Source organism: Comamonas terrigena NBRC 13299 (assembly GCF_006740045.1).
Lineage (GTDB): Bacteria > Pseudomonadota > Gammaproteobacteria > Burkholderiales > Burkholderiaceae_C > Comamonas > Comamonas terrigena.
The window spans coordinates 3,125,707-3,138,158 of the sequence record NZ_AP019749.1 but is presented as its reverse complement, the minus strand read 5'-3'; the positions used below and the strand labels follow the sequence as shown (position 1 = coordinate 3,138,158).

At 63.2% G+C, this 12,452-nt stretch carries 15 protein-coding genes; 10 read left to right on the top strand and 5 right to left on the bottom strand.

Translation table 11 applies throughout. From position 1 onward, the window contains the following. Positions 1-3: 3 nt before the first annotated feature. The 9 genes from CT3_RS14215 (at position 4) to CT3_RS14175 (ending at position 4,608) form a co-directional block, all read left to right on the top strand. Positions 4-414 carry a phage GP46 family protein gene (locus CT3_RS14215; RefSeq protein ID WP_066533607.1) on the top strand — a complete coding sequence of 137 codons (411 nt, stop codon included), beginning with the start codon at positions 4-6 and terminating at the stop codon, positions 412-414. Further along, positions 404-1,438 (top strand): baseplate J/gp47 family protein, encoded by a 1,035-nt coding sequence (locus CT3_RS14210; RefSeq protein WP_066533605.1) that lies wholly within the window; start codon positions 404-406, stop codon positions 1,436-1,438. The genes CT3_RS14215 and CT3_RS14210 overlap by 11 nt, the downstream gene beginning before the upstream one ends. Beyond that, positions 1,429-2,031: a YmfQ family protein gene (locus CT3_RS14205; protein ID WP_066533604.1), complete on the top strand. Its 603-nt coding sequence runs from the start codon at positions 1,429-1,431 to the stop codon at positions 2,029-2,031. Before CT3_RS14210 ends, CT3_RS14205 begins: the two co-directional genes overlap by 10 nt. 6 nt (positions 2,032-2,037) lie before the next feature. Beyond that, positions 2,038-2,541, top strand: a complete 504-nt coding sequence (locus CT3_RS14200; protein WP_066533602.1) for a hypothetical protein — start codon at positions 2,038-2,040, stop codon at positions 2,539-2,541. After that, positions 2,538-2,912 (top strand): hypothetical protein, encoded by a 375-nt coding sequence (locus CT3_RS14195; protein WP_066533599.1) that lies wholly within the window; start codon positions 2,538-2,540, stop codon positions 2,910-2,912. Before CT3_RS14200 ends, CT3_RS14195 begins: the two co-directional genes overlap by 4 nt. 64 nt (positions 2,913-2,976) lie before the next feature. Next, the gene (locus CT3_RS14190; protein ID WP_066533597.1) at positions 2,977-3,276 is read left to right on the top strand and encodes a hypothetical protein; all 300 of its coding nucleotides are present in this window, start codon (positions 2,977-2,979) and stop codon (positions 3,274-3,276) included. Continuing rightward, positions 3,273-3,743 (top strand): lysozyme, encoded by a 471-nt coding sequence (locus tag CT3_RS14185; RefSeq protein ID WP_066533595.1) that lies wholly within the window; start codon positions 3,273-3,275, stop codon positions 3,741-3,743. Before CT3_RS14190 ends, CT3_RS14185 begins: the two co-directional genes overlap by 4 nt. After that, on the top strand, positions 3,740-4,252 hold the full coding sequence (locus CT3_RS14180; RefSeq protein ID WP_066533593.1) for a hypothetical protein: 513 nt from the start codon (positions 3,740-3,742) through the stop codon (positions 4,250-4,252). Before CT3_RS14185 ends, CT3_RS14180 begins: the two co-directional genes overlap by 4 nt. Before the next feature lie 101 nt (positions 4,253-4,353). Then, positions 4,354-4,608, top strand: coding sequence for a hypothetical protein (locus tag CT3_RS14175; protein WP_066533589.1), 255 nt, complete (start codon positions 4,354-4,356; stop codon positions 4,606-4,608). Between the two features lie 997 nt (positions 4,609-5,605). On the opposite strand, the gene CT3_RS14165 is transcribed toward CT3_RS14175, so the two are convergent. Both CT3_RS14165 and CT3_RS14160 read right to left on the bottom strand, forming a co-directional pair. Continuing rightward, on the bottom strand, positions 5,606-6,181 hold the full coding sequence (locus CT3_RS14165; protein WP_115594640.1) for a hypothetical protein: 576 nt from the start codon (positions 6,179-6,181) through the stop codon (positions 5,606-5,608). A gap of 107 nt (positions 6,182-6,288) precedes the next feature. Then, positions 6,289-7,953: a recombinase family protein gene (locus CT3_RS14160; protein WP_066533584.1), complete on the bottom strand. Its 1,665-nt coding sequence runs from the start codon at positions 7,951-7,953 to the stop codon at positions 6,289-6,291. On the opposite strand from CT3_RS14160, the gene rimO reads away from it, so the two are divergent. After that, positions 7,952-9,349, top strand: a complete 1,398-nt coding sequence (gene rimO / locus CT3_RS14155; protein ID WP_066533582.1) for a 30S ribosomal protein S12 methylthiotransferase RimO — start codon at positions 7,952-7,954, stop codon at positions 9,347-9,349. The genes CT3_RS14160 and rimO overlap by 2 nt on opposite strands. A gap of 159 nt (positions 9,350-9,508) precedes the next feature. On the opposite strand, the gene efp is transcribed toward rimO, so the two are convergent. From efp to CT3_RS14140, 3 genes are all read right to left on the bottom strand, one after another. Then, positions 9,509-10,063, bottom strand: a complete 555-nt coding sequence (gene efp / locus CT3_RS14150; protein ID WP_066533580.1) for an elongation factor P — start codon at positions 10,061-10,063, stop codon at positions 9,509-9,511. Between the two features lie 161 nt (positions 10,064-10,224). After that, a complete protein-coding gene (gene earP, locus CT3_RS14145; protein WP_066533578.1) occupies positions 10,225-11,376 on the bottom strand; it encodes an elongation factor P maturation arginine rhamnosyltransferase EarP in 1,152 nt (383 codons plus the stop codon). Positions 11,377-11,385: 9 nt separating this feature from the next. Further along, positions 11,386-12,291: a LysR family transcriptional regulator gene (locus tag CT3_RS14140; protein ID WP_066533574.1), complete on the bottom strand. Its 906-nt coding sequence runs from the start codon at positions 12,289-12,291 to the stop codon at positions 11,386-11,388. Positions 12,292-12,452 lie beyond the last annotated feature (161 nt).

Sequence of the window (12,452 nt, the reverse complement as noted above, 5' to 3'; positions counted from 1 at the left end):
TCCATGCAGACCTATATAGACACTGCGCAACTTCAGCGCAGTGCACTGGTGCGCGCCGTGCATATCAGTCTGTTCACCTGGCGCCGGGCAGACCCCAGCGACCAGGTGGACGACGCGGACCTGCAGGGCTGGTGGGGCGACAGCTTCCCCAGCGTGGCCGGCGACCGCATCGGCAGCAAGCTGTGGCTGCTACGGCGCCGAAAGATCACGCCGCAAACCATCCGCGATGCACAGCGATTCTGCGAAGAGGCGTTGCAGTGGCTGCTGGATGACGGCTTTCTTACCGGGGTGACTGTGACCATTTCGCGGCCCAGCGCCGTGCGCCTGGCTGCCCACATCGTGCTGTACCGCCCGGATGGCGACCCTATCGAATTGAACATCGACGATCTATTGCAGGTGGCCTATGCCGTTTGAAACCCCCAATCTGCCCTTGCTGGTGTCACGCACCAGCGCGGACCTGGAAGGCTCCGCAGGCCTGCGCCGCAGCGACAGCGCTGTGCTGGCCCGGGTGCACCCTGCGGCGGTATACGGGCTGTACCAGTACCTGGACTGGCAATACCGTCAGCTGTTCCCCGATACGGCCGAAGAAGAAGCCCTGTTGCGCCACGGTAGCAGCCGGGGCGTGTACCGCAAGGAACCCACCCATGCCGGCGGCGTGGCACTGTTTGTAGGCAGCACCGACGCCGTGGTGGATGCAGGCACCCGCCTGGAGCGTGACGGTGTGTTGTATGAGGTGCAGGCTGGGGTCATCCTGGTGGGCGGCGCCGCAGTGGCAACCATCCGGGCGGTGGATGCCGGCGTGCAGGGCAACCAGTCAGCAGGGGCTGTGCTGCAGCTGGTCAGCCCCGTGCTGGGGGTGGAAAGCAGCGTGACCGTGGGCGCTGTAGGAATCACCGGCGGCACAGACGTGGAGGAGCTGGAGGACTGTCGTGCGCGTGTGATGGCGCGGTTCCGGAACGTGCCCCACGGCGGCAGCGCTGACGACTACGTGAGCTGGGCCACGGACCAGCCCGGCGTCACCCGGGCCTGGTGCCGTCGCAATTGGGTGGGACCGGGCACCGTGGGGGTGTTTGTGGTCAACGACGCGGCGGCTGACATCACCTTGCCGGCAGCGGATCTGGACCGCATCAAGGCTGCATTGGAGGCGTTGCGCCCTGTCACCCCTGAGCTGGTGGTGCGCAGCCCCGTGCTGCGGCCGGTGGTCTACCGCATCGACCTGACCCCAGATGAGCCCCGGGTGCGTGCGGCCGTGGAGAAGGCATTGCAGCAGTTGCATGACCGTGAAAGCGACCTTGGGGCGCGCATGCTGTGGACGCACATGGGTGAAGCCATCAGCGGCGCGGCGGGGGAGAAGGACCACACCCTGGTGCAGCCGGCAGATGACGTGGTGCCGGCGGCCGGTGAGCTGCTGGTGTACGGGGGGGTGGAATGGCTGTAGCACGCACCGCTGCCGATTACCACCAGCAGCTGGTGGCGCTGCTGCCCCCTGGCCCTGCCTGGGAGGAGGAATACCAGCCCGAGCTGCACGCGCTGCTGAAAGCCTTTGCGGCCGAATTTGCCCGCGTGGACGCCCGGGGCCTGCAGCTGCAGAACGAATCGTTTCTGGACGGCTTCCATGAACTGCTGACCGACTGGGAGCGGGTGCTGGATCTGCCCGATGAATGCCTGGGTGCCACCGGCACGGTGGCAGAGCGCAAAGCCATGGTGCGGCTGCGCCTGGTTGAGCTGGGCGGGCAGACCCCCGCTTACTACGTGCAGCTGGCAGCGCGGCTGGGCTACCGCAACGCCCGCGTGCAAGAGCTGCGGGCCAGCCGCACCGGCCGCACGCGCTGCGGCCAACACCTGGGAACCTGGAATGCGCAGTTCATGTGGGTACTGCATGTCGGCGAACGCCTTGCCGGTGGCAGCCGTGCTGGCTTGACGGTGTGCGGCGAACACCTGGGCAGCAATCCCAGCAATGCGCTGGTGTGTGTGATACGGCGTGCTGCCCCTGCGCACACGCTGGAATACGTGAATTTTGGTGAGGAGTAAGACGCGATGGACTTTCCAAAAAGTGTCCCCGGTGTTGGCCTGGTAGCGGGCCGGTATGTGGACGAGAACCAGGCCACCGGGCAACCGGGCACCCTGATTACGGCGCAGGCCGTGAACGCCCTGACCGATGAAATCCTGGCGGTTATCGAAGCGGCTGGCATGGTGCCGGATGAGCAGAAAAACTACCAGCTCCGGGATGCGATCAAAGCCATGCTGAATGCCAGCAGTCCGGCCAAGCGGATTCCGCGCAATGTGCTGGCGTCGCGGGTGGCCGGCATGACCTACACGAACAACACACAGGATGACATAGAGGTGAATGTCGCTGGAGGGGCCGCTACAGCTCAAGCCACCGCGACATTGATCGTCGAGGGGTTGGAGTTTGTTGGTTCATCGCAGCCGACCCAAGGGCTGAATATGGCGATAACTGCAGTTGTCCCACCGGGGAAGTCTTACCGGGTTCCTGCAGGGAAATTTTCGGCAATCACAAGCTGGCTGGAGACATCGCAGTGAAGTATTTCAAAGACAACAATGACGTGCCGTGGGCGTATCCGGATGATGTGCAGGAAGCGCAGATCCGCGAGGGACTCACGCCCATCACCGAGGCCGAGGCATACGCCCTTCTGACCCCGCCGCCGGCGCCAGTGCCCGCATTCTGCACACGTCGGCAGGGCCGTTTGGCCCTGCACCAGCTGGGTTTTCTGGAAGCGGCAGAGGCGTCCATTGGGGCGATCGAGGATCGCGCCGAGCGCATGAAGGCGCAGATCGAATATGAGGCTGACACCTGGGAACGTTCGAACGCATTCGTGCAGCAACTGTGGGCGTCTCTGGGCGGATCTTCCGAAGGCCTGGATGACGCATTCCGGCTGGCGGTAACGCTGTAAGCCGCCAGATAAAACCAAACACAACCCGCCACCCGGCGGGTTTTTTATGTCCGGGGAGGGGGGGATGGACGACTTTGGAAACGAGCTGCCGGCGCTATCAGCCCAGCAGGTGAATGAGCGTTTTGACAAAGGGAGCGAGCGTATGGCAGCAATCGAGCGCGATTTGAAAGCGGTCACGCAGCAGTTGCATGAGCGCAATCAGCAACTGGTGGACCTCCTGGAGTTCATCACTGCAATGAAGGGTGCAATCAAGGTGTTTCACTGGTTCGGGATGTTGGCCCGTCCGGCGGCTGCCATCGTTGCGCTGGGCGTGGCGCTCACAGCGGCATGGAATGCAGCACGCGGAGGGATCTACCCGAAATGAACTACAAGCAGAAACTGATTGCTGCCATTGGTGCGGCCGCAGCGGCTGCGGTGGTGCCGTTCGTGGCTACCTACGAAGGGACCGTGCACCGCACCTACCGCGACCCCATCGGCATCGTGACGGCGTGCACCGGTCACACAGGGCCCGATCTGCGCATGGGACAGACCTTCACGCGTGAACAGTGCGAAGCGATGCTGTATCAGGATCTGGCCCAGCATGCCGATGCCCTGGGCTGCATCCGCCAGCCGCTGACCGATGGCCAGCGCGCTGCGTTCCTGTCGTTCGCCTTCAACGTGGGGGAGGGGGCTTTCTGTGGATCCACCCTGGTGCGCAAGGCCAATGCCGGCGACATGGATGGGGCATGCGCCGAACTGAGCCGCTGGACCTATGCCGGCGGCAAACAACTGCCCGGCCTGGTGCGCCGGCGGGCGGCCGAGCGTCAACTGTGCGAAGGGGGCCTGGCATGACGGGGCGCATCAAAACCATCCTGGCCGCCCTGGCGCTGGCCGGGGCCTTCACCGCCGGCTGGACTGCACAAGGATGGCGAGCAGACGCCGCAGCGGCCCGGGTGCAGGCCGAGCAATCAGGCAAGGACGTGACGCAGGCGCAGCAATCGCAGGCGGCCACGGAGAGCAAAGCGGGCGCGCTGCTGCAGCATGCCCGCGATCAGCAGGACAACACCCATGACTACACGCAAAAAATGGCTCAGCTGGAGGCTGGCCGCGCTGCTGACGCTGCCCGTATTGCAGGCCTGCAGCGTGACATCAGCTCTGCCGCCACCCGCAGCGCCCAAGCTGCAAGTGACGCCGCTGCCTGCCGAAGTCTCGCAGATCGACACCAGCGACTCGCGGCCCTGGCTGGAGAGGGCGGAGCAGTGGTTGCAGGCCTTGCAGGCCTGGTCCACCAGCGGGACACAGAAATAGGGCTGTTGGCGGGGCAGATCCGGGCCGACAGAGTGCTGCTGCTCCGGGACTGATGCCATTTCTACCCCTTCTCTCTGCTGCGCTCTCGGCGGATTCCGGCACCGTTAAATGATTTATCCAGTGAATGCTAGGATGAATTATTTAGGAGGCATTCATGGAAGAGAAAATGGTTCGGAGAAATCGCTACCGCGTGTCCTTTCATAGAGGCGATGTCCTTGAGCATCAGTTAGGTGCGCTTGGCACTGACGACCGGAACGCCATAGAAGTCGCGAAAAAGTACCTCAGCGAGGTTAAAGGAGTGGACTGCTCCAAGCTCCTCCCTTTTACTGAGCCCAAACCGATGACGATACGCTTGGGTGACAACGAAGGTATTGAAGTTATTGATTTGCTTAAGTTGTCCGCTGAATGATTAGATTGGATTTGAGGCTTTGAACGCAAAACCCGCCCCGGTGCTTCGGCACTGGGGCGGGTTTTTTTGCGTTTGTGGCCAGCCAGGTGGGCTAGAAGGGCGACGGGGATCTGACAACCTCCACCGGACCCACGCCGCTGTAGACCAACGCGCCGGCGGCATCGCGCACGCACCACCATTCTTGGCCTTCTTCCTCGACAGTGTACGACTCGGGCGGCTGCGGCAGGATACGTTCTTTGGGGAACCCAAGCCACGGCGGCATGCGAAGCAGGGTGGGGTGCGTCACGGCCGAGCCCCTGGGATGATCCACCAGGACTGCCGATGGACGGTCCAGCTGGACGGCGGCCGTGGCTCCAATCCTGTTAGCCGGATGCCGCGACTGATAGCGCGAAGTGTGCAGCACTCAAGTTCAAGAATGGAGCTAAGAATAGGGGCATCGGTAGATGCAGGCGGTGCTGGCAAGAGGTATGCGCGCGGGTCTGGCTGGCCTGTGATCGGCACTTTTGGGCGCATGTACAGCCAGCCGTAGTGACCGCGGGCCTTCGCGGCCTCGGCCGACAGCCGCTTGCCGTGAGCATAGAGGGGGTAGACAGTGCACCACATACTGATAATTTATACAGTATTTTGGCTGATAATTCCGTTACCACGTGTCTGTGTAGTGCAAGTTATGCGGGGCTACGAGGCATTGCTGCTAGCAGCAATGCTAAGTTGCACAATGAAAAAGCCCCGCTATGCGGGGCTTTCATCACTCATATTATTAACGAGTGGTTAAGGGAGGTAGGTTCCAAGTTTGCCGCTCGTTTCCGGTGCGTCAGGATTGTCAAATGCGGCAAGAACTGCGGCTGTTCTTGCGCTCCAATCGATAGGAGCCTTCCGTTTGACGTTTGTCCAATGAGCACTACGACCACTTGTCCAATGATTTACCGTGCTCTTGCCCGTGTGTTGGCGGCCACTTGTCTGAGAGTATTCGTTATACGTTGCTGCAGTCATGGTGGCCTCACAGTTCCTTAGTTGCAAAACTCTTAAGTCTGAAGACTCTTTTTAGGAGTTTGTTCGGGAGCACGAGATTGTATCCTGCACGTTTGTACGTGTCAAGAAGCAAAGGGTCTGGCTCAACAAGCCAAACTTGATCGCATCCGATGGAGTCAGCATACATCTCGGAGGCGATCAGTGCAATCGCAATGATCTTCCCTTTGAGCGGGTGCTGTGCAGGGTTACCTTCGATGCCTTCAATGTAAAGGCGAGTGCGCTTCTGCGAAGGCTTCCCAAGCACGAGCCCGCAGAGTGTGTTCTTATGCCATATGGCCATCTCCCAGTAGCTTGGCCGTTTCATCCTCAGTTGTTCACGCATTTCGAGCCACTTCCAGCGCACGCGACGGAGAGAGTGATTCCAATGCTGTAGATAGGCTTCGGCTGCACGGTCGCGAATTTCTGAAATTGTTAGAGACTCGAATGCACTGTCCGTAGTTGTCATCCGTAGCTGCCGGACTGCAGCGCTGTAGGTCTCGACTCGTATCTGCTGGTACTTCGTGACAGCATTATTGAGATCAGGGTCTTTTTTTTCTTTCGTCACCGATTCACCTATTGTTTCCCTTAATGATAAAGGTTACACAATTGGTTCGGCTGGGTCGGTATGTAACAAGTCCGTGTAGGCACGTGTTCGCAGACTTGAGGGGGTGTTTATTTGCGTTCGTGGATGCTTTGTATAGTGGATGTCTCTTCGCCCGCCATCCAATTGCCTTCCCGGTCGACGCGTAGCATGCGTGTGTTCCCGCCTTTGGCGACCAGCAGCAAGTCAATGTGGTAATCGCGCTGCAGTGAGTCTGGGTCAGGGCGCAGCCCGTGGTGGTAGACAACGATCTTCTCGAATGTGTCGGCAATTAGTTGGCGCGCCTTGAGGCGGGGGGCCACTTTCTGGGCCTCTACGCCGGCAGCGAGTTCTGCCCAGCGGGCGTCTGCGCCCGTGATGTCCTGCCTGGCCAGGTTGGCCAACTCCCGCTCGGCCTGGGCTGCCGCCTTCTCCGCGTGCTCCAGATCGGCTTCCAGTTGCCTTGCCCGGCGGGCAAATACCAATGGGGTGCCTTCGCTGGCGGTCGCCAGCATGGCATCCGTCAGCTTGTCCAGTTGGTCGCGCAGCTCTTTGACAGCCTGTCTTGCTGCGTGCACACGTTTGCGCGGACCTTCGCTGCGGTCCGTGCCGTACAGGGCCTGCAGGTTCACGATGTCCGAGCAATAGGACATGATGGCCCGCTCCACGGGCGCCACACTGGTTGACCCGGGCACAGGGCAGCCACCGCCGTAGGCTGCGGCCGAAGCGCAGAGCAAGCGCCGGTAGCCGTCACGAATGCGCCCATCAGGCAGGCGTGGCTTTGTCGCCAGATTTTGTCCGGCCATGGGGCGGGCACAGTATCCGCAGGTGGTGATGCCCAGGCCAGTAATAAGGTGCGGCAGCTCTCCCTTCACCCGTCGGCGGCCGCTGTCGGCCGCCACGCGCTGCAGCTCGCTCCACTCTTCAGCGGTCAGGATTGCTGGGTAGTAGTCGGGCAACAGGAATAGCTCGCCGTCCACGCTGACCTCTTTGCTGCCGGCCAGGGCGTGCTGCTTTATCAGCCGGTAGACCTGCTGGCTGTTGTTGACTGCACCGGGCAGCAGCTGCAGGCCTTCGCGCTCCAGCGACTCCATGATCTTGAGCCCGCCGATGCCGTCCTGGTACATGGCCAGGACGCGGCGGATCACGGCCACCCGCTCGGGCACAAGCTCCCAGCCTTCGTCCAGCTCCCTGACCCAGTGCGGGTCTTTCCCCTGTCTGATGCGGCCCTTGTACGTGCCGTCAATCCAGTGTTCGCAGAGGCGGCGGATGCTGGCCTTCACCCGCTTGCTTTTCGTGTCGCTTTCCTCATGGGCGCGGATCATCACCAGCAGGCTGTAGACCAGATCCATGGGATTGTCTTTTAGCCGTTGGCGGCTGTAGGTCTTGCCGTCGCTGGCAGTCACCACAGTTATGCCGGCATTTACAATCTGCGCCAGTTGCGCCTGTGCCTGGATCGGTTCGGCGCGAGATAAGCGGTCCAGACCTTCCACAATCAGCACCGACCCACTGGGCACGCGGCCGTCCTCCACGGCGCGCAAGAACACACCCAGCGCCCCAGACTTGATGTGCTGCTGGTGGTAAGCCGATAGGCCTTCGTCCCTCAGAGATAGATTCGTGTCCAGCTTTAGGCCATGCTCTGCCGCCCACTTGGCGGCATAGGCCAGTTGCCGGTCCGTGCTGCCGCCGGCGGATTGCTTAGGGTCAGAGAACCGCAGATAGCTATAAACCAAACCATTTTCGATTGCGTGCCCCATGACTGAAACCATCTCCCAACAGGACCGCCTGCCGCGTATAGGTATGGTATCACTCGGGTGCCCCAAGGCCCTGACCGACTCCGAGCTGATCCTTACCCAGCTCAGCGCCGAGGGCTACCAGACCTCCAAGACCTTCGAAGGCGCGGATCTGGTCATCGTCAACACCTGCGGCTTCATCGACGATGCCGTCAAGGAAAGCCTGGACACCATCGGTGAAGCCCTGGCCGCCAACGGCAAGGTGATCGTCACCGGTTGCCTGGGCGCCAAGGCCGGCAAAGAGGGCGGCGCCACCATGGTGGCCGAAATCCACCCCAGCGTGCTGGCCGTGACCGGCCCCCACGCCACGCAGGAGGTGATGGATGCGGTGCACACCCACCTGCCCAAGCCCCACGATCCCTTTGTCGATCTGGTGCCCGGCAGCTTTGGCGATGCAGGCATCAAGCTCACGCCCAAGCACTACGCCTACCTGAAGATTTCCGAAGGCTGCAACCACCGCTGCACCTTCTGCATCATCCCCAGCATGCGCGGGGACCTGGTGTCGCGTCCGATTGGTGACGTGCTCAAGGAAGCCAAGGCGCTGTTCGAAGGCGGCGTCAAGGAACTGCTGGTCATCAGCCAGGACACCTCGGCCTATGGCGTGGACGTGAAGTACCGCACCGGCTTCTGGGACGGCAAGCCGGTCAAGACCCGCATGCTGGAGCTGACCGAAGAGCTGGGCAAGCTGGCCGCACAGCACGGCGCCTGGGTGCGCCTGCACTATGTCTACCCCTATCCCACGGTGGACAACATCCTGCCGCTGATGGCTGAAGGCAAGATCCTGCCTTACCTGGATGTGCCGCTGCAGCACAGCCACCCCGATGTGCTCAAGCGCATGAAGCGCCCCGCATCGGGCGAGAAGAACCTGGACCGCATCCGCGAATGGCGCGCCATCTGCCCCGAGCTGGTCATCCGCAGCACCTTCATCGCCGGTTTCCCCGGCGAGACCGAAGAAGAGTTCGAGCACCTGCTGGACTTCATCCGTGAAGCCGAAATCGACCGCGCCGGCTGCTTTGCCTACAGCCCGGTCGAAGGCGCCACCGCCAACGAACTGCCCGGCATGCTGCCCGAGTCCGTGCGCGAAGCACGCCGCGCCCGCTTCATGGAAGTGGCCGAGGAAGTGTCCGCCAAGCGCCTGCAGCGCCGCGTGGGCCAGGTCATGAAGGTGGTTGTGGACAAGGCTGTGAGCCTGGGCAAGAAGGGCGGCGTGGGCCGCACCTATGCCGATGCGCCCGAAATCGACGGCGTGGTCCACATCCAGCCGCCCGAAAAGGCCAGCAAGACCTACAAGGTGGGCGACATGATCAGCGTGCGCATCCTGGGCGCGCAAGGCCACGATCTGGTCGGTATTCCGGTCTGAAAACGGTCTGACAACGGCCTCCGGAAGGCAGGCGGCACGCAGGCGCTGCCGCCCTTCAGACCTGCCGTCCACCGCACTGCGCCCAGCGCAGCGCACAAAAAAAGGCTTCCCGAGGGAAGCCTTTTTGCATGGAGCGCAGCCGCCAGGGCTACGGCTCCATTACACGCGCTTGCGGTATTCGCCGGTGCGGGTGTCGATTTCGATCTTGTCTTCCTGGGCCACGAACAGGGGCACAGCCACTTCGAAACCGGTAGCGATCTTGGCGGGCTTGAGCACCTTGCCGGACGTGTCACCCTTCACAGCGGGTTCGGTCCAGGTGATTTCGCGCACGATGGTGGTGGGCAGTTCGACCGAGATGGCCTTGCCGTCATAGAACACCACTTCGGCGGTCATGCCGTCTTCCAGGTAGTTCAGGGCGTCGGCCATGTTTTCGGCTTCCACTTCGTACTGGTTGAACTCTTCGTCCATCCACACGTACATCGGGTCAGCGAAGTAGGAGTAGGTGCAATCCTTCTTGTCCAGGATCACGTTGTCGATCTTGTCGTCGGCCTTGAACACGTTTTCTGTGCCGAAGTTGCCGATCAGGCTCTTGAGCTTCATGCGCACGGTGGCAGCGCCACGGCCGCCACGGGCGTATTCGGTCTTCAGAACGATCATGGGGTTCTTGTCGAACATGATCACGTTGCCGGCGCGGATTTCTTGAGCGATTTTCATAGCTGATTGCGGGAGGTTGAGCCGCTCTACGCGGCAGGCGAGGGCGTCAGTGGCGCTGCAATGGCGTTCGATGACGAGGGCCTGCCGCATGTTCCGCGGCGGGAGCCTCAGGGCCACAGCCTGTTCAGAAAAGGCGGGCCCAAGAAGGCAAAACGTCGATTTTAACTTTTTTCGGCCACAAACTGCAGCAGCTGTGCGATCAAGTCGGTTTGGGCATGCAATTTTTGACGCGCCGCAAGCGTGCAGGCCTGCCATTCCCGCAGCAAACCGGGGGTGAGCCGGGGCAGGGAATCGGCCGGCGCCAGGCCGTTCCAGGCGTGGTGAAAAGACCGCAATGCCGCCGGGGCCTGCAGCCAGTCCAGAAATGCGTCCAGCTTGGCGTGATGGGCATTGTCGTCCTGGGGGTAGATGTGCCACACCAGTGGCTGGCCCGCCCACAGCGCACGCACCAGCGAATCCTCGCCGCGCACCAGGTTCAGGTCGCAGGCCCACAGCATCTCGTCGAACTGCGGCTGGGGGCTGGTGTCCAGTGCGTGCACGTCCAGGCTTTCCAGGCGCGGATCGGCCTGCCGGGCGGCGGCCACCGCCGCCGTGGCGCGGCCGGGCGTGGTCAGCAGCTGGGGCTGCCAGCCGGCCTGTGCAGACGCGGTCTGCTCCCGCAACTGGGCCAGCAGCTGGGGCAGGGCCGGCGGTTCATAGCAGAACAGGCTGATGGCGCAGTCGCCGTCCTGCAGGCCGTGGGCGGCACGCCAGGCGCTGCGGCCCCGGGCGGCGAAAGCCGCCTGGCGCGCCGCCAGGTCGTGCTCGGCAATCAGCCCACCGGTGTCGGCGGTGAAGCCGGGGTAGAAGAACCAGCGCGTCAGCCCGCTGGCCGGCCCGCTCATCAGGCGCGACGGCAGGCGGTGGCAGCGCGCCACATAGTCTTCGGCGGACAGGTATTCCAGGTTGATCCACACCGGCGGTCGGTCGGCCGCCGCCTGGGCGGCCAGGGTCTGCAGAAACGGTGCGGGAATCTCGCAGCCAAAGGCTTCCACCACCACCTCGCCCACGCGCGCAGGCACATCGGCGGCGCTGGCGGGCCAGGGGTGCACCGTGAGGCCCGGCGGGTGCGGCAGCGGTGCCATCCATTGCAGGGCACTGGCGTCGTCCATCCACAGCCGCACGGTCTGGCCGCGCGCCACCAGCTCCGACGCGGCGCGCCAGCACACGCCCACATCGCCGAAGTTGTCGATCACCTGGCAGAACAGGTCCCAGGTGCGTGGCGCTGCGTTGGAGGGGACGGCAGAGGGGGAAAGCGGAAGAAAGTCGGGCATGCAGGAACTTCAGTCGGCGGCCGGCTGGCACAGGTGCTCGGCCAGCAGCTGGGTGACAGGGGACAGGGTTTCGGTGGCGCGCACGCACAGCATCAGCTCGCGTTCGGCCCAGGGCTCCTGCAGCGCAATGCAGTGCAGCGGCAGCGTGCCCAGGTACAGGCGGGCGCTGCCCTCGGGCAGGATGCCGATGCCCAGGCCGGAGGCCACCATCAGGCACAGGGCGTCATAGCCGGTCACCTTCATGCGCAGGCGCGGCTGCAGGCCCTGGTCGGCGGCCGCGCGCGTGACCAGGTGGTTGAGCGCGCTGCCGGCATGCATGCCCACCCAGTCGTACTGCACCAGCTCGGCCAGGCGCACGCTGCGCCGTCGCACCAGGGCATGGCCGTGGGGCACGACCACGGCCAGCCGGTCGCGCCGGTAGGGGCGCAGCTGGATTTTTTCGCCATAGCTGCCGTGGTTGAGCAGGCCGATATCGGCCTCGTTGTCGGCCACGGCGCGGGCAATGTCGGTGCTCACGCGCTCCTGCAGGCGCACATCCACCTGCGGGTGCTGGGCCAGAAAGCGCTGCAGCTGCGCCGGCAGGAACTGGGTGATGACCGAGATATTGGCCACCACGCGCACATGGCCGCGCAGGCCGCTGCCGTGGTCGCGGCCGTAGTCCTTGATCTGCGTGGCAATGCCGTCCAGCTCGTTGAGCACGCTGCGCGCCATGTGCAGCAGCGCATAGGCGGCGGCGGTGGGCTGGCTGCCGCGGTTGCTGCGGGTGAACAGCTCCACCTGCAGCTGGGCTTCCAGTTCGGCCAGGCGGCGGCTGGCGGCAGACGGGGCAATGTGCTCGCGCGCGGCGGCGCGGGCAATGGCGCTTTCTTCCATGACGGCCACAAACAGGCGCAGGGTGACGGGGTCGAGCTTCATACGGTGCAACAGGAGAGGGGTGTCATTATCCCGTCACGCGGTCCGGCTATGCCGAAATGCGATGGCAGCTTCGCATTTCAGCGTTTTGCACACTGCGCGACCGGCGGCAAGATGCCTGCACAAAGGCCCGGAGACCATGGGCCTGGGATATGGAGACAAGA